This is a genomic window from Pseudomonas syringae group sp. 247E2 (assembly GCF_032587795.1).
Lineage (GTDB): Bacteria > Pseudomonadota > Gammaproteobacteria > Pseudomonadales > Pseudomonadaceae > Aquipseudomonas > Aquipseudomonas amygdali.
This window is the reverse complement of the sequence record NZ_JAWHPK010000015.1, coordinates 62,947-82,744: the sequence shown is the minus strand read 5'-3', so window position 1 is coordinate 82,744 and position 19,798 is coordinate 62,947. Positions and strand designations below refer to the sequence as shown.

General features: G+C 57.8%; 18 protein-coding genes. 9 read left to right on the top strand and 9 right to left on the bottom strand.

Annotated features, from left to right (window positions below):
• Window positions 1-460: 460 nt before the first annotated feature.
• From RYC18_RS15540 to RYC18_RS15530, 3 genes are all read left to right on the top strand, one after another.
• A complete protein-coding gene (locus tag RYC18_RS15540) occupies window positions 461-1,357 on the top strand; it encodes a chemotaxis protein (protein WP_004656074.1) in 897 nt (298 codons plus the stop codon).
• A 65-nt stretch (window positions 1,358-1,422) separates the two neighbouring features.
• A complete protein-coding gene (locus RYC18_RS15535) occupies window positions 1,423-1,884 on the top strand; it encodes a GNAT family N-acetyltransferase (RefSeq protein WP_316886546.1) in 462 nt (153 codons plus the stop codon).
• A gap of 116 nt (window positions 1,885-2,000) precedes the next feature.
• A complete protein-coding gene (locus tag RYC18_RS15530; protein WP_005745844.1) occupies window positions 2,001-2,756 on the top strand; it encodes a YkgJ family cysteine cluster protein in 756 nt (251 codons plus the stop codon).
• Between the two features lie 18 nt (window positions 2,757-2,774).
• Here RYC18_RS15530 and RYC18_RS15525 read toward each other — a convergent pair whose 3' ends face one another.
• From RYC18_RS15525 to RYC18_RS15495, 7 genes are all read right to left on the bottom strand, one after another.
• The gene (locus RYC18_RS15525) at window positions 2,775-2,999 is read right to left on the bottom strand and encodes a hypothetical protein (RefSeq protein ID WP_004656067.1); all 225 of its coding nucleotides are present in this window, start codon (window positions 2,997-2,999) and stop codon (window positions 2,775-2,777) included.
• 93 nt (window positions 3,000-3,092) lie between these two features.
• A complete protein-coding gene (locus RYC18_RS15520; RefSeq protein WP_005778174.1) occupies window positions 3,093-4,091 on the bottom strand; it encodes a fimbrial protein in 999 nt (332 codons plus the stop codon).
• A gap of 1 nt (window position 4,092) precedes the next feature.
• Window positions 4,093-4,878 carry a molecular chaperone gene (locus tag RYC18_RS15515; protein WP_010201905.1) on the bottom strand — a complete coding sequence of 262 codons (786 nt, stop codon included), beginning with the start codon at window positions 4,876-4,878 and terminating at the stop codon, window positions 4,093-4,095.
• Entirely contained in the window at window positions 4,875-7,346 is a 2,472-nt protein-coding gene (locus RYC18_RS15510) for a fimbria/pilus outer membrane usher protein (protein WP_029240805.1), read from the bottom strand. The genes RYC18_RS15515 and RYC18_RS15510 overlap by 4 nt, the downstream gene beginning before the upstream one ends.
• Before the next feature lie 202 nt (window positions 7,347-7,548).
• Window positions 7,549-8,310: a molecular chaperone gene (locus tag RYC18_RS15505; protein WP_002552335.1), complete on the bottom strand. Its 762-nt coding sequence runs from the start codon at window positions 8,308-8,310 to the stop codon at window positions 7,549-7,551.
• Between the two features lie 63 nt (window positions 8,311-8,373).
• Entirely contained in the window at window positions 8,374-8,958 is a 585-nt protein-coding gene (locus RYC18_RS15500; protein WP_004656053.1) for a fimbrial protein, read from the bottom strand.
• Window positions 8,959-9,265: 307 nt separating this feature from the next.
• Window positions 9,266-9,643 carry a hypothetical protein gene (locus tag RYC18_RS15495; protein WP_002552333.1) on the bottom strand — a complete coding sequence of 126 codons (378 nt, stop codon included), beginning with the start codon at window positions 9,641-9,643 and terminating at the stop codon, window positions 9,266-9,268.
• A 293-nt stretch (window positions 9,644-9,936) separates the two neighbouring features.
• On the opposite strand from RYC18_RS15495, the gene RYC18_RS15490 reads away from it, so the two are divergent.
• The 5 genes from RYC18_RS15490 (at window position 9,937) to RYC18_RS15470 (ending at window position 17,984) form a co-directional block, all read left to right on the top strand.
• Entirely contained in the window at window positions 9,937-11,103 is a 1,167-nt protein-coding gene (locus RYC18_RS15490; RefSeq protein ID WP_316886452.1) for an efflux RND transporter periplasmic adaptor subunit, read from the top strand.
• Window positions 11,100-14,204 (top strand): multidrug efflux RND transporter permease subunit, encoded by a 3,105-nt coding sequence (locus RYC18_RS15485; protein ID WP_316886451.1) that lies wholly within the window; start codon window positions 11,100-11,102, stop codon window positions 14,202-14,204. Before RYC18_RS15490 ends, RYC18_RS15485 begins: the two co-directional genes overlap by 4 nt.
• Window positions 14,205-14,214: 10 nt before the next feature.
• Window positions 14,215-14,892, top strand: a complete 678-nt coding sequence (locus RYC18_RS15480; RefSeq protein WP_002552331.1) for a heavy metal response regulator transcription factor — start codon at window positions 14,215-14,217, stop codon at window positions 14,890-14,892.
• Entirely contained in the window at window positions 14,882-16,246 is a 1,365-nt protein-coding gene (locus tag RYC18_RS15475) for a heavy metal sensor histidine kinase (RefSeq protein ID WP_002552330.1), read from the top strand. The genes RYC18_RS15480 and RYC18_RS15475 overlap by 11 nt, the downstream gene beginning before the upstream one ends.
• A 208-nt stretch (window positions 16,247-16,454) precedes the next feature.
• Window positions 16,455-17,984: a sensor domain-containing diguanylate cyclase gene (locus RYC18_RS15470; protein WP_010201929.1), complete on the top strand. Its 1,530-nt coding sequence runs from the start codon at window positions 16,455-16,457 to the stop codon at window positions 17,982-17,984.
• Window positions 17,985-18,052: 68 nt separating this feature from the next.
• Here the strand turns inward: RYC18_RS15470 and RYC18_RS15465 are convergent, their stop codons facing one another.
• Complete coding sequence (locus RYC18_RS15465) at window positions 18,053-18,532, bottom strand: PA2169 family four-helix-bundle protein (RefSeq protein WP_005756816.1); 480 nt, start codon at window positions 18,530-18,532, stop codon at window positions 18,053-18,055.
• Between the two features lie 203 nt (window positions 18,533-18,735).
• Between RYC18_RS15465 and RYC18_RS15460 the strand changes: the two genes are divergently transcribed.
• Entirely contained in the window at window positions 18,736-18,990 is a 255-nt protein-coding gene (locus tag RYC18_RS15460; RefSeq protein WP_004656040.1) for a DUF3820 family protein, read from the top strand.
• A 127-nt stretch (window positions 18,991-19,117) separates the two neighbouring features.
• Here the strand turns inward: RYC18_RS15460 and RYC18_RS15455 are convergent, their stop codons facing one another.
• On the bottom strand, window positions 19,118-19,792 hold the full coding sequence (locus RYC18_RS15455) for a bifunctional 4-hydroxy-2-oxoglutarate aldolase/2-dehydro-3-deoxy-phosphogluconate aldolase (RefSeq protein WP_002552327.1): 675 nt from the start codon (window positions 19,790-19,792) through the stop codon (window positions 19,118-19,120).
• Between the last annotated feature and the right edge of the window lie 6 nt (window positions 19,793-19,798).

Genomic DNA, 19,798 nt, shown 5'->3' with positions numbered 1-19,798 from the left:
GGCACATTTGCCCGCTGGATGGTCTGAGCAGTGCCTATGCGATCAACCAGGCGGTCTTCGCCAAGGGCTGGATGAAAAACGCTTCTATATATAGAGGGTGCGTCACTATGTCGCACCACCTCTTCTATATATAGCTGCGGTATTTTGCCGCAGGGCATGCTGATGTCAAAGCACAGTCGCGTACGAACCTGCGACGCTGACTGTCGGAATGCGCAGAGCGACAGTGTGCCGCATCTCGCCCGGTTTGACTGGACCGGAGCCAGACTGCCACTATTCACGCTTGCACTGGCAGCTTATGCCGGCTGCCGTTACGTGTTGAAACAACTTTCAAGGACCAGCGAGCGGCGCGGCCAGCCGTCCGTTAAAAATCCTCAAGCCTGCTCGTCGCAGGTCGATAACCTGTCATAGAAAGTTGTTTGCCGCTTCCAGGCGACGAAACACCTACAGCCAGAAGGTTCATATGTCCAAGAACGTCCGAGCAGATTCACTTTCGCTGCTCCTCTTCACGTTGCGCAGCGGCAAGCTGATGGCGATCAACCTGCTCAAGGTCAGTGAGATCATTCCCTGCCCTCCCCTGACCCATCTTCCCGAATCGCACCCGCACGTCAAAGGTATCGCCACGTTGCGCGGCTCATCACTGTCGGTCATTGACCTGAGTCGTGCAATCGGTGAGCGCCCTCTGGCCGATCCCGACGGTGGCTGCCTGATCGTTACCGACGTCAGCCGCTCCAAACAGGGCCTGCACGTTCAGGCCGTGAGCAAGATTGTGCACTGCCTGACCACCGATATCCGTCCTCCACCCTATGGGTCGAGCAGCAAATCGTTCATCACCGGGGTCACTCAGGTCGATGGCGTGCTGGTACAGGTTCTGGATATCGAAAAAGTGATTCACGGTATTGCTCCGGCGCAAATCGTCGTGCAGTCGACGGAGCTGGCCAAAGAGGATGCCGAAATGCTCAGCAAGGCGCGAATTCTGGTCGTCGATGACAGCCAGGTTGCCCTGCAGCAGTCGATCATCACCTTGCGCAATCTGGGCATCGAATGCCACACGGCGCGCAGTGCCAAGGAAGCCATCGACGTTCTGCTGGATCTTCAAGGTACTGATCGGCAGATCAACGTGGTGGTTTCCGACATCGAGATGTCGGAGATGGATGGCTACGCGCTCACCCGTACTCTTCGCGACACGCCCGACTTCAGCGATCTGTATATCCTCTTGCACACCTCGCTCGACAGCGCGATGAACAGCGAGAAGTCGCAGATCGCCGGGGCCAACGCTGTGCTGACCAAGTTCTCGTCACCCGAGCTGACCAAATGCCTGATCGAGGCCGCACGTACGGTGGTCGCCCAAGGGCTCTGATCCCGGAGCGCGCACCGACGCAACGTCCGAACCTGACCGATGCATCTGCCGGACACTACTGGCTGATGCGTCGGACTCTCGCCTTGCCAGTACCATCCGCGGTCTGGCCACCGCGCGTCCTGCCGCGACCTTTCACCCTTGAGCAAGCCCCAGAGGTTCACCGCCTGCTGACATTGGGTCATGCCAGCGCGACAGGCAGTGTGCCGGATTATCCGCACTGGCGAGCTGCCTTCGAACAAGACCCTGAATTCGACACGTCGCGGTGCTTTCTGGCCATGCTCGACGGAACAGTGGTGGGCGTGATCGTCTGCTGGACCAGCGCATTCATCAAAGACCTGGTCGTGCATCCCGATGTGCGACATAGCGGGATCGGTTTCGCTCTGCTCAACCACCTGTTCGCCCATTTGAGTAAGTGTGGCGAAGCAGCGGTCGATCTTCACGTCATGGAAAACAACCTCAAGGCACGGCGTCTTTACGAGAAATCAGGGATGTCCTACCTGAAACGTTTCGATATCCCCGAAGCCTGACGGGCCCGTTGACTCAACCAGCGACTGGCGCACAACTTGCTTCCTGAGCTGCATCAGCCGGGAGAGTGACCAATTGTTGTCGCTCGGCGCGCAGCTCTGAAAGGGTCATCGAGACAATGGACACCAAGTTTTCCTGTGTGGGTTGCGGCGGTTGCTGCACCGACCACCACGTGCCTCTCACGCTCGGCGAAGCCGCGCAATGGGCGGCAGACGGCGGCAACGTGATTGTCTTGACCGAAGCGTTTCTAAGCAATGGCTATGGTGTGTCCGAGACCCAACTGACCCATGCCAGCCGTCGCTCGACGCAGGTGAACAGCGGCAGCACCACAGCCTTTGTGGCGATCACCTTCGCGGCCTACAACGTTGGGCGTTGCCGGAATCTTGACGAGAAAAACCTGTGTCGCATTTACGAGCGCAGGCCGCTGGTGTGCCGGATCTATCCGATGGAGATCAATCCGCACATTCCCTTGCGCCCCGAAACCAAGGGCTGCCCGCCAGAGTCCTGGGAGCAGGGCCCCGACCTGATCGTTGGCGACAGGCTGGTTGATACGCAATTGATGGACTTGATCGAACAATCCCGTCAGGCCGATCGGGATGAGATAGAGACCAAACAGTTGATCTGTCAGAAACTGGGCATACGCACCACCGCCCTCAAGGGCAACGGCTTCGTCGCGTATCTGCCGGACATGAACGCATTTGCGACCGCCATCGCGGAAGTCGCAAACCGTGCGCAGGATATGCAACCCAATGGCGCGCACTGGGAATTTCATGTGGCGGGACAGCAGGTTCTAGACACCCTGCAACAGGAGGGTGCCGACGTTACGGATCGGGAGCCGGTTTCCTACCTGTTCATACCCTTGCAGGCAGCCTGAACAGGATTACTCACGCGATCAGCGCTTGCCCATCGATCTGCGAGTGCCCGCCGGGGCTACGCCAGGGGTTTTGTGATGGCCATGCTTGTTGGCTTTCTGATGCCATGCGGGTTCCTTTTTGGCCTGGGCAAACTCCGAAGGCTTGAACGGAAAGCTGAAAGGCGCAATGACAGCCTTCTTTTCAGTGTCTGCGTTGGAGTCGGCTGCGGCGTCTTGAACAGTGGGTTGTTCAGGAGTGGTCATGGTGTCACCAGAAAGTCGAATTGGCCGGGCACATGCCCGCGGTCGCGCAGCATACATCAATCGCCGCGCAACCGCCCGAGCCTCCTGTCGCCGTCATTTGTAGAACAGATCGACCATGATCTCGGCATTGAACGGCCCCGGCCTTGGTGTGTTGGTATTCCAGAGCAATTGCGCATTGAAGTCAGCACTGGCAGCGTTGGTTTCGCCCAGCAGTTCCGCCAGATGGAACGGCTCGTTGTAACGTAACGGCTGGCCATTGACGGCACTGGCAATGCGAATTCCCAGTGAGTCGTTGCCAGAGGGAACGAGCAGTTCGCCCGACAGACTGCCTGTCACCGGCCTGAAACGCGCATCAATGCTGAAAGGCGAATCGCACGTGCGGCTGGTCAGCAGAGAAAATGTCTGTGTGGCGATCACCTTGCCAATAGTCACCTCGTGTATGGCAACGTCGCCGAACTCCACGGTTTCCGGGAGCACCTGCAGGTCGGCGTCGCAGGCCACGAACCGCAGCCCCCGCAGGTTGTTGATCACGTAACTGAGGCTGCGTCCCGGCACCCGGCTGGAGTCCGTCGCACCACCCAGTTGAAAAAACCGGTAATCCAGCAGATCACTGGCCACCCCAGAGGGTGGTGTTGCGCCGAACTTCTGAATAAACACGGAAAACGCCAGATTGAAGCGCACCTTTGGACAATTTTCGATATTGCTATCGCCTTCATGGCAGACAGGCAGGTAACTCCCGGTACTGACCCGTCCACTGCCTTGCAGGTAATCGGTACCCTGAAGTGTCATGCCAGCGCGGATACCCTGACCGATCAAACGATTGTCCGGATTCAGGTAGATGAAAATTTCTTCCTCGACAGACTGCGAGCCCTCCTTGGCACATTCGACCTGAACATTCACAGGCTCGGAACGCCACACTACCTCCCCGTTGGGAATCGACTCCGGGATCGCCACCGTACTACCCAGATCATCGTGAATTTCGGTTTCGCCCGTCCCCTGGGTGGTACAGACCAACGCGAAGACGGAAGTCGGATTCAGCATCAGCAACACCACAGTGGAGCGCAGCCAGCGTCTGGCAGACAGTAGTTTCATATCAGCATTCGTCCTGAAAGGAATTGTTCTCCAGCAGGCGGGCTGTAAAGACCGCATGCCCCTTGAGCGGTGTGCAATAAGTTCGCTGACCGCCGTAGTCGGTCAGCGCTTTGTATGAAAAACGGCGGGTTGCAGAAGGCAGAACGCTCGCTGGCACAACCATTTCAGAATGGGCACCCGGTGCCAGCAACAGGTACTCGCTGATTTGAACAGCGTCGATGCGCAACGCTTGCAGGGAAGCGTGATAAGGCATTGGGTTACTAACCGTCAGTACGGAAACGCCTGCCTCGTCATGAGTCAGTGTCCACAGCAACTTTGCGCCCGTGTCAGCCGGATTCCCCTCTAGACCAATGGGCCGGTAAAACACATTGATGCGCTGGCGCACGGCAACATTCAGCTGGCGAACGCCTTCCTGCCGTCGGGGCACCTCAAGCACATACAAATGCAGCAGTGACTCGCGCCCCTGTGGCATGCCTGTACCCTGATACAACACGCGCAGGGCCTGCCTGCCACCCACCGGCAGACGTGAAAGCGGTGGCGTGACCACGAACGGCAGCGTACTGCGCCGGGCCTGGGGAGTGTCGTCGTCATCGCGGGCATCACTTATCCATGCCTGAAAAAGTGCCTCGGAATCACCTCGGTTGCGCACCTCAATACTGGCTTCGTGATATTGGCCATCAAAGACCAGCCGTGTGCCGCTCAGCGAAATCGCCCCTTGTGCGCCAACGCTGCCCATTAGCAGCAGCACCGCCAACATTGCCGGGCATGAATCAGCAAGGGCGCTCATTGGCATGTCACCCTGATCCGCTCGTAGGCACGGGTCGGATCTCTGGGCGGCAGCGAGAATGCTGCCTGACAACTTTGATCAGACCAGCGAACCCGCAAGCTGCCGACATCATGCTCACTGAGAACCAACGCCTGACTGCCAGGGTCGACCACCGCCAGTGCCCTGCCCTGTTCATCTTCGACACTGGCACCCAGCGGTATTTTGCTACCGTCGGCGCGCACCAGTTCAAACTGGACCCGGCGGCCCACAACGGCTTTGAAGCGCACCAACGGTATCGCTCCCCGGCGCGGTACGAGCTGGGTGATGGCATTTTCCAGGTCGACATCAGCACCCAACTGGCGGGTATCCAGGCTGACCCAATTGGTCCGGTAGGCCTGCGCATAGGGCAGAACCGCATAGCCGTTGCCTGCGGTTTCGACGTTACTGAAGGACTTCAACCGAGCCCCGCTGACGTCCGGGACCTGAACCAGGGCGAAGGTTTCACCCAGCGCCTGCCCCAGGTTCACACCTCCGGGGTGAGCCACCAGCGAACCCGCCGCAGACAGGCTGAATGCATCGTAGTCCTGGCCCTGGCTATAACCTGCCTCGAAGCGACCGAACCCGGTGGTGGTACTGATCTTCCCGGCACCGAAACTGCCGGAGCTGCTGTCATGCCCGGCCTGTACCGAATAAAACGTATCACGATCCCCCAGCACCTGGCCGTTGAGCCCGGTCTGAGCGTTGTACTCACCGGTGCTGTCGCGCACGGCATTGAAAGACAGTCGCGACGAACCGGGGCTCGATCCGAGTGGCAGGGTCACGCTCAAGGCAACACGATTGTCGGTGCTCGCTTCACCGTTTCGCCCGAAGTCCTCGTTGCGTTCAATGGACAGGCTGTAATTGACGGTCTGCCAGGCAGCGTTATAGGACAGATAAAGTTGCCGGGTCTTGCCGGGCAGATTCCAGTAGCGCTGCTCGGAAGCGGTCAGACTCAGCGATGCGGCGTGGCTCGACACTATCTGGGTAACACTTAGCTCAAGCCGATCCCGAGCCAGGCCAGTGGACAGCGCATGTCTCTGCGGGTCGGTATCGCTGATGTGCTGGCTCAGGGTCCGGTACGCTTCAGTGGAATAGCGGTAACCTGCCACGGCCAGCGTGGTGTCGGTAACGTCCAGCGTGTTGGCATAGCGCACCCGTATGCTCTGGCCGCTGCGCGACTGTTGAGCAACCTGACTGACAGACCGGGTGATATCCAGCGACACTGCGCCCAGCCCGGTATTGATCCCGGCACCTATATTCGCGGCCTGATAATCTTCGGCCAGCTGCAGCCCCCCAAACCCGGTAATCCGCTCGGAAAGCCCATAGATCAGGGCTGTGCTGGCAAAGTCGGGAGAGGCTTGAACATCATTACTGTTATCGACCTGCCCGACGGCCAGGCTGTAGCGCAAGGATCCCCAGGGGACCATGATCGGCAGCGATGCGTAGGCCTGGGTAAAAGTCCGTACGCGCCCATCGGCCTCAATGACCGACACCGACAAATCACCATTGGAACCACTGGGGTAGATATCGGCAATTTCGAAAGGCCCCGGTGAAACACTGCCGCTGTACAGCAGAAAACCGTTCTGACGAACTTCCACCGTCGCGTTGGTCTCGGCAACCCCGCGGATGACCGGGGCATAGGCGCGCTCGCTGTCGGACAGCATGCCATCGTCAGAAGCCAGTGCTGCGCCCTTGAAGCGAACACTGTCGAAAACCTGCGAGTCGCTGAAGGTCTCCCCCACCGTGAACTGGCTTTTCAGGAAAGTGATGTCACGCTGCGCGAAAGTACGATTGCTGCGATAACGCCAGGGCCGATCACTGCCGCCGACCAGCGAGGACTCATTGCGCAATCGCCAGGCCCCGAGGTTCAGGCCATTTCGCATCCCGAGATAATACTGGTCCGTTTCCAGACCCTTGTTACGGCGTCTGCTGCCATTGGCGTTGTAATTGATAAAACCTGCCGTCTCACCCTGATCCCAAAGCTCCGGTGAAACATAACCGCGAGCGCCCCGCGACATAACGGCTTGCGGCACACTGATTGTGAGTCGCAGCGCACCGGGCTGATAGTCGACGCGCGCAAACTCGACACGCGCAGGCAAATCGAAACAGCCCTGAGCAGCGCCTTCATCTGAAGGCAGGCGACTCAGGTCCAGACCGAAGCTCTGTAGCATTTCAAGCGACAGACAGGGTTCAATCAGGCCTGACACCCGATTTTTTGAAAAGGCGATATCTCGCCTGCCGCTCAGTTTGCGATTGACGTAAATATCAACCCGATAAGTGCCGGGCAGTACGCTGTTGGTACGCAGAAACTCCTGGAGGTCAGGCGGCTGATCGCTTCCCTGGATAAATGCCGTATTGAATTTGACTGTCCCGTCAGCCCGAGTACCGCCAGGCGAGGCTGCGAACGCGCTGAGCGAAAACATCAACGTCAACCCCAGGCCGATACCCAGCGGACAGTGTCGTGGGTGAGGCAGAGCGAACTGTGCAATGACTCCCTTGTGATCTTTTTTGCGCCATTCCATAGCGGTCTTCACTCTACTTCGGCTGTCGCGCGCGCCGCGCAATCCTTTACACAGACGCAGGTCTGCCGGGCCGGTTTGTCACGCAGGCCCAACGGTTTGAACAGTTAACGCTGATGTGTGATGCGGCAGGTTACCGAGGCAAGGCCTTGTGGGCATGACCCGGTTCTTTATCGGCCAGTGTCACTTGATAAGGCACTTGCCCGCCGTAATCATTGATACTCACGAAACTCACCAGCAACGGCGCACTTCCCGGTGTGTGCAGCAACGGGATACGCAGTTGTTGATGGGGGGCAAGCATCTGACTGTCGAGACGGGCAAGTTCACTATCGTGTTGGCGTATGGAAATCCTCAGCATGGACACGTGATAGGGCCCTGGATTTTCCACCTGCACACCCGCGTTATCGATTGATTGCCAGTTCAGCTGTTCAGGTGCCTGCTGCGGATCGCCCTGCAAACCGTCAGGCCGAAAGAACACTTTTATGCGCTGACGTATCGCAATCTGCAGTGTGTTCTCGGCAGCAGTCTGGGGGATTTCCTGCACATTGAGCCATAACACTGATTCACGATCAGTGGGCATGTCTGCACCGGAATGAATGATGCGCAACAGTTGCTTGCCACCTCCGGCCATGCGCGTCAGCGCAGGCGTGACGATAAAAGGCAAATACGCTGGGGTGTCGTTGTTATCAGTCTTGTTGGTCGCCACTGTCGGAGATTCAAGCCAGGACTGCAGGAGAATCTCTCCCCCGCCACTGTTATGAACACCCAGACTGACCTCTTTTTCATTACCCTGATAAATGACGCGCGTCGTATTCAATACGATGCCCGCCTGAACAGAGGACGCACAGCACACTAGCGCAACAAGCATCGTGTAGCGAAAAAAAACAGGAAACATACTGGCGTTCGCCTTGAATTCGATAAGGGACAAGGCGAGCCGTGCCCGCCCTGTCCGACACGGTTACTCGTAATCCATCACGAACGGCAGGAAGCCGTCGGCATTACCCGGATTGGTCGGCGTGCCGTTAAGCACATAGACCGCGCCAAAATTTATTTCAGCAGTCGCGCCGCCGGCACCATCCTTGATGAGCGTGGTGTCGACGGTTTCAGCACCGCTCAGGTCCATCAGAACGCTGGAGGTATTGAGCAGGCCGATACCGACACCATCTGCCGCGCCGGTGGTGCGCAGAAGTTTGGCATCGTTATTGTCCAGGCCGCTGCCGTTACGGGCAGTAAGGCGCATCTTGACCATGCTGTATTGATCTGCGCCCGCGCTACAGTTGACCAGCAGCTGAATAGGCGCAGCCGTTTCGAATCGACTTTCACTCGATACACCAATATCGGAGAAGGAAACGTTACCCAGGTCGACATTGATTTCGCCAGGGTTGGTGCCCGTACTGACGCCTGTGCCCGGTCCCACATCGCAGGAGATATTGGTCAGTGTGCCATTGAAGACCATTTTTCCGTTGTTCGCTGCACTGACGTTACCCGCCATGCCAACGCCCATTACGCCCAGAACTGCCAATGTAAGAGAAAGCTTTTTCATGCTAACGACCTTCCTTGTGTTATGTCGTGTGTGCCCGCTATCGGACGGTGAGCACTATAGATCCAGGTCTATTTCGATGCTGTCAGCTGGATAACTTTTAACCCGCAGACAACACAACACGACACGCAGGACAGGTCTGTAGGAATAACCAGGCGTCTTGCGCAAGTAGGCTAATTACGGCTGTTAAACAGTGTGGCGCCGATGTTTTAAACCGCGGCGCTTTCAGTTTTGAAAGGGCTGACCGGACACGGGACCGTCACTTAAGCGTGGGTGACAGTCCGGTCGAAAAAATAATACAGATCTGTATTTATTGATAGCTCAACGTGATGACTCCAGCGCGGGCCTGCAGGGCCTCGCCGTCGGTCTCGGCGACCGGAAGTACCTGATACTGCGCGACAAAGGGCACGGCCTGATCACCACATGCATTGTGTTCAGTGCTCACCTGCATATTGATGCCCGGTGCAACTTGCAAAATGCGCGCATGAGCAACAGGCGTATTCACATTAATGTCGGAAATCACGCAACTGCTGTTGACGATACTGCCATGCAACGTCAATGCGCCGTCCTTTGCCCATGAAAAAGCAGGCGCAGCCAGCAAGGGAATCGACACCATGACGGCCCCCAAACCTTGACGAAGAAACAAACACCTCAACATAAATTTCCAGGTCGATTTTTTACTGTTCATGGCGTTCTCCACTTATAGGCTCATACAGTGAGTTAAGTTGATGGGAGAATTAACTGCCAGAAGCCGGCCTAGGAAAATGTAGGAAAACTCTTAGGACTTTATAAACATCTGGACAAATATCTCTTCAACATAGATATCGTCCGTTAGCGGATTTTCTTGACTGCACGCTATGCGCGGTGGAGGCTTCCTGACAAACCTGACAGCTAAAAGTCATTCTGCTGACCGGGTTTGCAGGCTATAAGGAAGCCCTAAAAAAATATTACTCCCGTACCGACATTTGGCGTTTTCTTCATATGCGCAGACAGACCCTGACCGTCACCGCTGTAGTCCTGCTGATAGCCTGCGCGGCCATGGCCGGATGGAAACTGACACGCCCTGCCACACTCCCGAAAAACTCCGTGACTGCGGTGCCTGTGAAGGTGATCACGGTCAGCATTGAGGACGTACCACGTTTCGTCACAGGTATCGGTTCGGTGCTGTCACTGCAAAGTGTGGTGATCCGTCCTCAGGTAGATGGCGTACTGACGCGCGTGCTGGTCAAGGAAGGTCAACAGGTCAAGGCCGGCGAGTTGCTGGCGACGCTGGATGATCGATCGATCCGCGCCTCGCTGGAGCAGGCACGCGCGCAGCTGGCGCAGAGCAAGGCGCAGCTTGATGTCGCGCAACTGGACCTGAAGCGCTATCGCCAACTCACTCAGGACAATGGCATTTCGCGCCAGACATTCGATCAGCAGCAGGCACTGGTCAGGCAACTCGAAGCCACGGCGAAAGGCAACGAAGCAAGCATCAACGCCTCACAGGTGCAGCTCTCCTACACCCAGATTCGCTCGCCGGTCACGGGAAGGGTCGGCATCCGCAATGTCGATGAAGGCAACTTCCTGCGCGTCAGCGATGCTACCGGGCTGTTTTCGGTGACACAGATTGACCCGATTGCGGTGGAATTCTCTCTGCCTCAGCAAATGTTACCGACCCTGCAGGGGCTGATTGCCGAGCGTAGCGCTGCGACCGTCAAGGCGTATCAGGGCGACGGCGCGGCCAACGGACTGCTTTTGGGTGAAGGCACGCTTTCGCTGATCGACAATCAGGTTTCGGCAACCACCGGCACGATCCGCGCCAAGGCTCAATTCAAAAACCCCGGCGAACAACTCTGGCCTGGGCAGTTGGTCACGGTGAAGATCCAGACCGGTGTCGAACTCAACTCGCTCAAGGTACCGCCACAAGTAGTGCAGCGCGGCATCGATCAGCACTTCGTCTATCGACTCACTGCTGATAAAAAAGTGGAAGTCGTACCGGTCAAGGTGCTTTATCAGGACAGCGAGCAGACATTGATCAACGGTCCAAATGCCGGAGATGTGCTGGTCAGCGACGGCCAGTCGCGACTGCGGCCTGGGGCAACTGTCGAAGTGGTCAGCGCGCCCGCCCCGGATGTCGCGAGCGCGCAAGTGGAGCACGCACGATGAGTGGCCGAGGCTCGGTATCGGCGTGGTGCATCGACCACCCGGTGGCCACCTTGTTATTGACCTTCGCGCTGGTACTGCTGGGGGTCATTGCCTTTCCACGACTGCCGATTGCGCCGTTGCCGGAAGCGGAGTTCCCGACCATTCAGGTTACCGCGCAGTTGCCCGGTGCCAGCCCGGAAACCATGGCGTCTTCGGTTGCCACGCCGCTGGAAGTGCAGTTCAGCGCGATCCCCGGCATGACCCAGATGACCTCCAGCAGCGCGCTGGGGTCCACCAACCTGACGCTGCAATTCACCCTCAACAAAAGCATCGACACTGCCGCCCAGGAAGTCCAGGCCGCGATCAACACTGCGGCGGGACGCCTGCCAGCCGACATGCCGAGCCTGCCGACCTGGCGCAAGGTCAACCCGGCTGACAGTCCGGTGCTGATCCTCAGTGTCAGCTCCAGCCTGATGCCCGGCACGGAGCTGAGCGATGTCACCGAAACCATCCTGGCGCGCCAGCTCAGCCAGATCGAAGGCGTGGGCCAGGTGTTCATCACCGGCCAGCAAAGGCCGGCGATTCGAGTGCAGGCCGCCCCCGAAAAACTGGCCGCGCTGGGGCTGACCCTGGCCGACATTCGCCTGGCGGTGCAACAGACCAGCCTTAACCTGGCCAAAGGTGCCTTGTATGGCAAGGACAGCATTTCGACACTGTCGTCCAACGACCAGTTGTTCAAGCCGCAGGACTACGCGCAACTGATCGTTTCCTACAAGAACGGCGCCCCCGTCCAGCTCAAGGATGTGGCGCGGGTGGTCGCGGGTTCGGAAAACGCCTACGTCAAGGCCTGGTCCGGCGACCAGCAAGGCGTCAACATCGCTATTTTTCGTCAGCCGGGCGCCAACATTGTCGACACCGTTGACCGCATTCAGCGTGAACTGCCAAGGCTGCAGGAAATGCTCCCGGCCACCGTTGAGGTCTCGGTACTCAACGACCGGACCCGCACCATTCGTGCCTCGCTGCACGAAGTGGAACTGACCCTGATGATCGCAGTGCTGCTGGTGGTGGCAGTCATGGCGCTGTTTCTGCGCCAGCTGTCGGCCACGTTGATCGTCAGCGCGGTGCTCGGGGTATCGCTGATCGCCAGCTTTGCGATGATGTACCTGTTCGGCTTCAGCCTGAACAACCTGACACTGGTAGCCATCGTGGTCGCGGTCGGGTTCGTGGTGGACGACGCTATCGTGGTGGTGGAGAACATCCATCGCCACCTTGAAGCCGGACAAGGCATGCGCGAGGCTGCCATAAAAGGCTCGGGGGAAATCGGTTTTACCGTGGTGTCGATCAGTTTCTCGCTGGTGGCGGCGTTCATCCCGCTGTTGTTCATGGGCGGCGTGGTCGGGCGGCTGTTCAAGGAATTCGCCCTGACCGCCACGGCGACCATTCTGATTTCGGTGGTCGTCTCCCTGACCCTGGCGCCGACCCTTGCGGCATTGTTCATGCGCGCCCCCACGCACAACCCGCATCAGAAGCCGAGCTTCGGTGAACGTTTGCTGGCTTCCTACGAGCGAGGCTTGCGTAAGGCGCTGGCCCATCAGCGACTGATGCTCGGCGTGTTCGGCCTGACCCTGGCGCTTGCGGTGGTCGGCTACATCCTCATACCCAAGGGTTTCTTTCCGGTTCAGGACACTGCTTTTGCACTCGGCACCACCGAGGCCGCTGCCGACATTTCCTACCCGGATATGGTGGAAAAACACCTGCAACTGGCAAAAATCGTCGGTGCAGACCCGGCAGTGCTGGCGTTCTCGCATTCAGTCGGTGTGTCAGGCAGCAACCAGACCATCGCCAACGGTCGCTTCTGGATCTCGCTCAAACCGCGCTCTGAACGCGATGTGTCGGTCAGTGAGTTCATTGACCGCCTGCGCCCCAAACTGGCAAAGGTCCCCGGCATCGTTCTGTATCTGCGCGCCGGGCAGGACATCAACCTGAGTTCCGGGCCGAGCCGCAGTCAGTATCAGTACGTGCTCAAGAGCAACGACGGCGAATTGCTCAACACCTGGACGCAACGGCTGACTGAAAAGCTGCGTAGCAATCCAGCGTTTCGCGATATGTCCAACGACTTGCAACTGGGCGGCAGCGTCACCCATATCGATATTGATCGCAGTGCTGCCGCGCGATTCGGCCTGACCACCGCCGACGTCGATCAGGCGCTGTACGATGCGTTCGGCCAGCGGCAGATCAGCGAATACCAGACCGAAGTCAACCAGTACAAAGTGATCCTCGAACTGGATGCCCAGCAGCGTGGCAAGGCCGAAAGCCTGGCTTACTTCTACCTGCGCTCACCGCTGACCAATGAAATGGTGCCGCTGTCGGCACTGGCCAAAGTCAGTGCGCCGCGCATGGGCCCGCTGTCGATCAGCCACGACGGTATGTTCCCGGCTGCCAACCTGTCATTCAACCTGGCGTCCGGAGTCGCGCTGGGCGACGCGGTAAGCATGCTCGATCAGGCCAAGAAAGAGATCGGCATGCCTGCCTCGATCATCGGCAGTTTTCAGGGTGCGGCGCAGGCATTCCAGAGTTCGCTGGCCAACCAGCCGTGGCTGATTCTCGCCGCGCTGGTGGCGGTGTACATCATTCTGGGTGTGCTTTATGAAAGCTTCGTGCACCCGCTGACCATTATCTCCACCCTGCCCTCGGCAGGTATCGGCGCGCTGTTGCTGCTATGGATGATGGGGCAGGACTTCTCGATCATGGCCCTGATCGGCATCGTGCTGCTGATCGGCATCGTCAAGAAGAACGGCATTCTGCTCGTGGACTTTGCCCTGCAAGCGCAGCGTGAGCAGGGCCTGTCGCCACAGGAGGCCATTTATGAGGCCTGCATTACCCGCTTCCGACCGATTATCATGACCACCCTTGCCGCCCTGCTCGGCGCACTGCCGCTGATGCTGGGTTTCGGGGTAGGTGCCGAACTGCGTCAACCTCTGGGTATCGCAGTGGTCGGCGGCCTGCTGGTGAGCCAGATGCTGACCCTGTTCACTACGCCGGTCATTTACCTGCAACTGGAGCGGCTGTTTCATAAACGCCACCCGGCGCCCGCCGCACCCGCGCTGGCCCTTCACAAGTGAGAGTCACCCGATGCGCGTGCTGATTATCGAAGACGAAGAGAAAACCGCAGACTACCTGCGTCGCGGCCTGACCGAACAGGGCTACGCCGTCGACGTGGCGCGCGATGGCATCGAAGGTCTGCATCTGGCGCTGGAGAACGACCACGCGATCATCATTCTTGATGTGATGTTGCCCGGCCTGGACGGCTTTGGCGTGTTGCGTGCGTTGCGTGCGCGCAAGCAGACGCCCGTCATCATGCTGACCGCTCGCGAGCAGGTCGATGACCGCATTCGCGGCCTGCGCGAAGGTGCCGATGACTATCTCGGCAAACCGTTTTCCTTTCTGGAACTGGTCGCCCGCCTGCAGGCTCTGACCCGCCGCAGCGGCGGCCACGAACCGGTGCAGATCACCATCGCCGACCTGTGGATCGACCTGATCAGCCGCAAGGCGACCCGCGCCGGAATGCGTCTGGACCTGACCGCCAAGGAGTTTTCGCTGCTCAGCGTGCTGGCCAGACGCCAGGGCGACATCCTCTCCAAGACATCAATCGCCGAGATGGTCTGGGACATCAACTTCGACAGTGATACCAACGTGGTCGAAGTCGCGATCAAACGCTTGCGGGCCAAGCTGGACGGTCCTCACGAACACAAACTGCTGCACACCATTCGTGGCATGGGCTACGTGCTGGAGAACCGCAGTGCGGGTTGATTCGATCGCCCTGCGCCTCAGCGGGCTGTTCGCGCTGGTGGCACTGGTGGTATTCCTGCTGATCGGCTGGGCCTTGTACCTGCAGGTCGACAAGAGCCTGGACCTGTTGCCGCGTGCCGAAGTCGATGCGCGCTACAGTGTTCTGGAATCGGCTGTCGGACGTTTCGGCAACCCGGAGCACTGGGGCAAGATCAAGGCAAAACTGGAGTTGCTCAGCGAGGAAGACAAGCGCTTGCGTTTCTGGGTAGTCAGCGACAACCCGCTGTACGAATTCGGCAACCCGGACGCGAACATTCGTCGTTTCGCGCAAGGCGCACCGGGTATGCATGACCTGAAGCTGGCCGATCACCCGTTCGCATTCAAGGTGCTGGTCAGCGAATTCCCGGCCAAGGAACAGCGCCCGGCGCTGCGTTTTCTGACCGCCATCGATACAGAGACATTCTGGCATACCCAACACTCGCTGCTGGTCGCGCTGATCAGCCTGGCCACGCTGGGTATTTTGCTGGCTTCGGCGCTTGGTTACTGGGTCGCTCGTATTGGCCTGCGTCCGTTGACCAGCCTATCGCAGGAAGTCCAGAAGCTCGCCCCACCACGGCTGTCCGGACGCTTGCAGCTGTCGCCGCTGCCACCTGAGCTTGAACAGTTCGTAGCCTCGTTCAACTCCACGCTGGAACGGGTCGAGCAGGCCTACTCTAGGCTCGAGTCGTTCAATGCCGATGTGGCACATGAGCTTCGCTCACCGCTGACCAACCTGATCGGCCAGACCCAGGTGGCGCTGACCCGCGGCCGCTCTGCCGAGCATTATTTCGAGGTGTTGCAATCAAACCTCGAAGAGCTGGAGCGTTTGCGCTCGATTATCAACGACATGCTGTTTCTGGCCAGCGCGGATCAAGGCACCAAGGTCAAAGCACAGACCTGCGCGTCACTGGCAGACGAAGTCGCCACCACGCTGGATTACCTGGATTTCATTCTGGAAGATGCCCACGTACAAGTCCGGGTTCAGGGCGACGCCAGCGCGCCGATTGAAAAGCCCCACTTGCGCCGCGCGTTGATCAACCTGCTGCACAACGCCGTGCAACATACCGACGCCGGTCAGGTCATTGAGGTAACTATCGAGTCGCGCGATGCCGATGTGAGTATCAGCGTGACCAATCCTGGCGTGCAGATAGCCCCGGAACATTTGCCCAGGCTGTTCGAGCGTTTTTATCGGGTCGATGCCTCACGCAGCAACAGCGGCGCCAATCATGGCCTGGGGCTGGCCATCGTCAAGGCCATTGCATTGATGCACGGCGGCACCGTGTTCGTGAACAGCGACAAGGGTGTCAATACGTTCGGCATACAGCTGCCTCGCTGATCCCTTCAAGAAATAAATTACTCCCCCTGTTTTTTACAGTCGTCCGTGTGCGTCTGTTCGCATCATTTTAAATACACTTGCTTTATTCACATTCCATTCATATGAGGCTATAAGGAGCGTGCTATACACCCAGCATTAAAATCATAAAAATAATGATAACTATCTTAACCATTTATCAAGATTCATTCGTCTGCAGGTAGAACAACCAATGATGTTGTTTGCGTCATCTCGGCAAGACCGGCTCAAATGGACCCGACCGGAACTCATGCTGATCTTTGGCAGCTCACTGTCAATGTTCGCCATACTGGGGATTGTGGCGTCTTTACTGGCCCGAGAGCGTGACGACGCAGCGCAGACTGCGGCGCGTGCGGCGGCCAATATCGTGCAATTGATTGATGCCGACGTCATGCATAACGCAGAACTTTACGACTCGTCCCTGCAAGGCATGATCAGCGCATGGCAGCGTCCGGATCTTCAGAACCTGTCACCTGAACTGCGACAACTTGTCCTGTTTGATCGCTCCACTGCGGCGTCTTTCAAAGGCGATCTGGTATTGCTCGATAACAAGGGCGCCATCCTGGCTGACTCACTGTCCGTCATCCCTCGAAACGACAATTTCTCTGACCGTTCCTATTTCAAGGAACACAAGGCGGACCCTTCACTGGGTCTGCACGTCAGTGCGCCGTACAAAAGCCGTTGGGGTTACAAGGACTGGTGCATCAGTTTCAGCCGTCGCATGTCAGGCCCCAATGGAGAGTTCACCGGAATGGTAAGTGCGGCAATGCGACTGGTGTATTTCAAACACTTGTTCATGAGCCAGAATCTGGGTGTCGGCAGCAGTATCAACCTGATCAATACCGCAGGCATCCTGATCGTCCGCTACCCCGATCTGGAGGGTGAAGATCTGATTGGCAAGGATTACAGCCACAGCCCCAACTTTCAGCGCATTCTTCAGGAAGGAGATGGCAGCTTTGCTGCCATGTCGACGCAGTTGAACGCTCGTCGGCTGTATACGTTTTCCCGGGTCGGCAATCTGCCGCTGGTTGTCGTGATCGGTCAGTCCGAGGATGAGGTGTATGCCGTATGGCGGCGCAATGCCTGGCTGGTCGGCTCCGCTACCAGCGTACTGTGTCTCGGAATCCTGTGGCTGACATGGCTGCTGTGTCGCGAGTTGCGACGACGCCATCGCGCTGAGGATGCACTGGCCAGCCTGGCTGCAACGGACGGTTTGACAGGGCTCGATAATCGTCGCCAGCTTGACGAGGCCATGGAAACCGAATGGGCGCGGGCACAGCGCTCAGGCAAACAGCTGTCTTTACTGATGATCGACGTAGACCATTTCAAGGCATTCAACGAGCGTCATGGTCATCAGGGCGGTGACGAAGCACTGCGCCTGATTGCACAAACCATCTCCTTCAATATCCGTCGTCCCGGCGACCGGGTTGCACGCTATGGCGGCGAGGAGTTTGTGGTAGTGCTGCCGGAAACCGACTTGCCGGGAGCCATGATGATTGCCGAACAGATCCGCAAGGCAGCTGAATCACTGCCGCTGTTTCCGGGTGCACAACAGCCCATAACCGTGAGTATCGGTGTCGTTTCAGAGATGGTGCGTCAGGGAGACAAACTGGAGGCGTTTTTCGGAATAGCCGACAAGGCGCTTTATCAGGCCAAACACAAGGGTCGTAACCGTGTAGAGCATCGCAGTTCGGTTGCCAGAGAGATGACCGACCAGCTTTGATGAGCTACCCACGGACATAAAAAAACGCCAGACTGGCTGGCGTTTTCGGCTACCGCTGCAACATCGAATTACGATGCGGCGTGGGCTGCACGTGCTGCGTCACGCAGTGCTTTTACTTTGTCGTGGTTGGCCAGAACGCCAGCCTGCTGCTTTTCAATCAGCGCGATAACGTTAGGGGAAACGTTCTTGGCACGGGCTTTTTCCAGCGCTTCGCGATAGGCCTTCTTGGCAACGTCTTCGCCTTTTTCGACTTCTTCCAGTACGGCCTTGTCGTCATCCGAAGTCACCATCGACTTCAGGTTGACCCATGCACGATGCAGTGCGCCAGACACGCTGGAAGAATCTTCAGGCTTGCCACCCAGTGCGGTCACTTCAGCTTGCAATTCACGAACGGCTGCAGCCACCTCAGTGGAGCGATTGGTAAGGAACGATTTTACCTGAGCGCTTTTTGCGTGTTCTGCGCTGGTACGGAAACCTTCTTCACCATCTTTGCTGGTTTCGATCAGGTCATTCAGGATAGAGATCGTTTCTTTGTTGATATCAGTCATTTGATAATTTCCTAATGGCAGGTTGATACGAAAGTGTTCGATGTATAGGTAATTGCAGACACCGTGCCAGTTTTCGATATGGAAATAATTGTTTAAAATCAATGAATTACGAAATTTTCACAATTGGCTGTTCGTGACTTCTGCATGATCTGTCGTTTGGCCTGCATGCAGAATGCACGTATCGTGATGTTCGACATGTATTGATGGGAGGCTTGCAGGTGAACCCGGAGAAACTCAGGTTATTGGTGACGCAGGAAATGCCATTTGGCAAATATAAAGGACGGCTGATCGCCGATTTGCCAGGTCATTATCTGAACTGGTTCGCGCGAGAAGGCTTTCCGAAAGGTGAACTGGGAGGTTTGCTGGCATTGATGCAGGAAATCGATCACAACGGCCTTGGCGCGCTATTGGATCCATTGCGCACACGTCCGCGTCAGTCGTTCAAGGACAAGGGATAAACAAAGAGGCGGTCCGGGGGAGAAAAAAACGGTGCTCCGGACCAGGGAGCACCGAAAAGCCATACAACCAACAACAACTTCCTTGCCGGAGTCAGCCGCAAAGGGGCTGACTCCGATATCCTGAAAATCAGTCAAACAACGCCATTGCCTGCGCAGTGGCTTCCTGTATGCGGCCCCAGTCGCCATTCTTGACCCAGGCGTTATCAATCATCCAGGTCCCGCCCACGCACATGACGTTGGGCAAGGCCATGTAGCTCTTCAGGTTCTGCTCGTTGACGCCGCCAGTCGGGCAGAAACGCACCTCATTGAAAGGTCCGCCCAGGGCTTTGATTGCCGCCACACCGCCGCTGATCTCGGCCGGAAACAGCTTGAAGCGGCGATAGCCCATGGCATAACCGATCATGATTTCCGAAGCACTGCTGACGCCCGGCAAAAGGGGCAACGGGCTGTCGACTGCGGCTTGCAGCAGGTCTTGCGTGCTGCCAGGGGTCACAATGAACTGCGAACCTGCCGCCTCGGCGTCCGCCAGCATCTTGCGGTCCAGAATGGTGCCGGCGCCCACACACAGCTCCGGGCGCTGCTCACGCAGAATACGGATGGCGCTTAGACCGAACGCCGAGCGCAGCGTAACTTCCAGTGCAGTCATGCCGCCAGCGGCCAGAGCATCGGCCAGAGGCAGCACATCCTGGTCACGGGCAATGGTGATGACAGGCAGAATCTTTGCCTTGGCGCAGAGTTCGTCAATCTGGGCAATCTTGTTCGCCATGCTGATGAGCGGCTGATTATTTTCGTTCTGTGTCATGGCGAC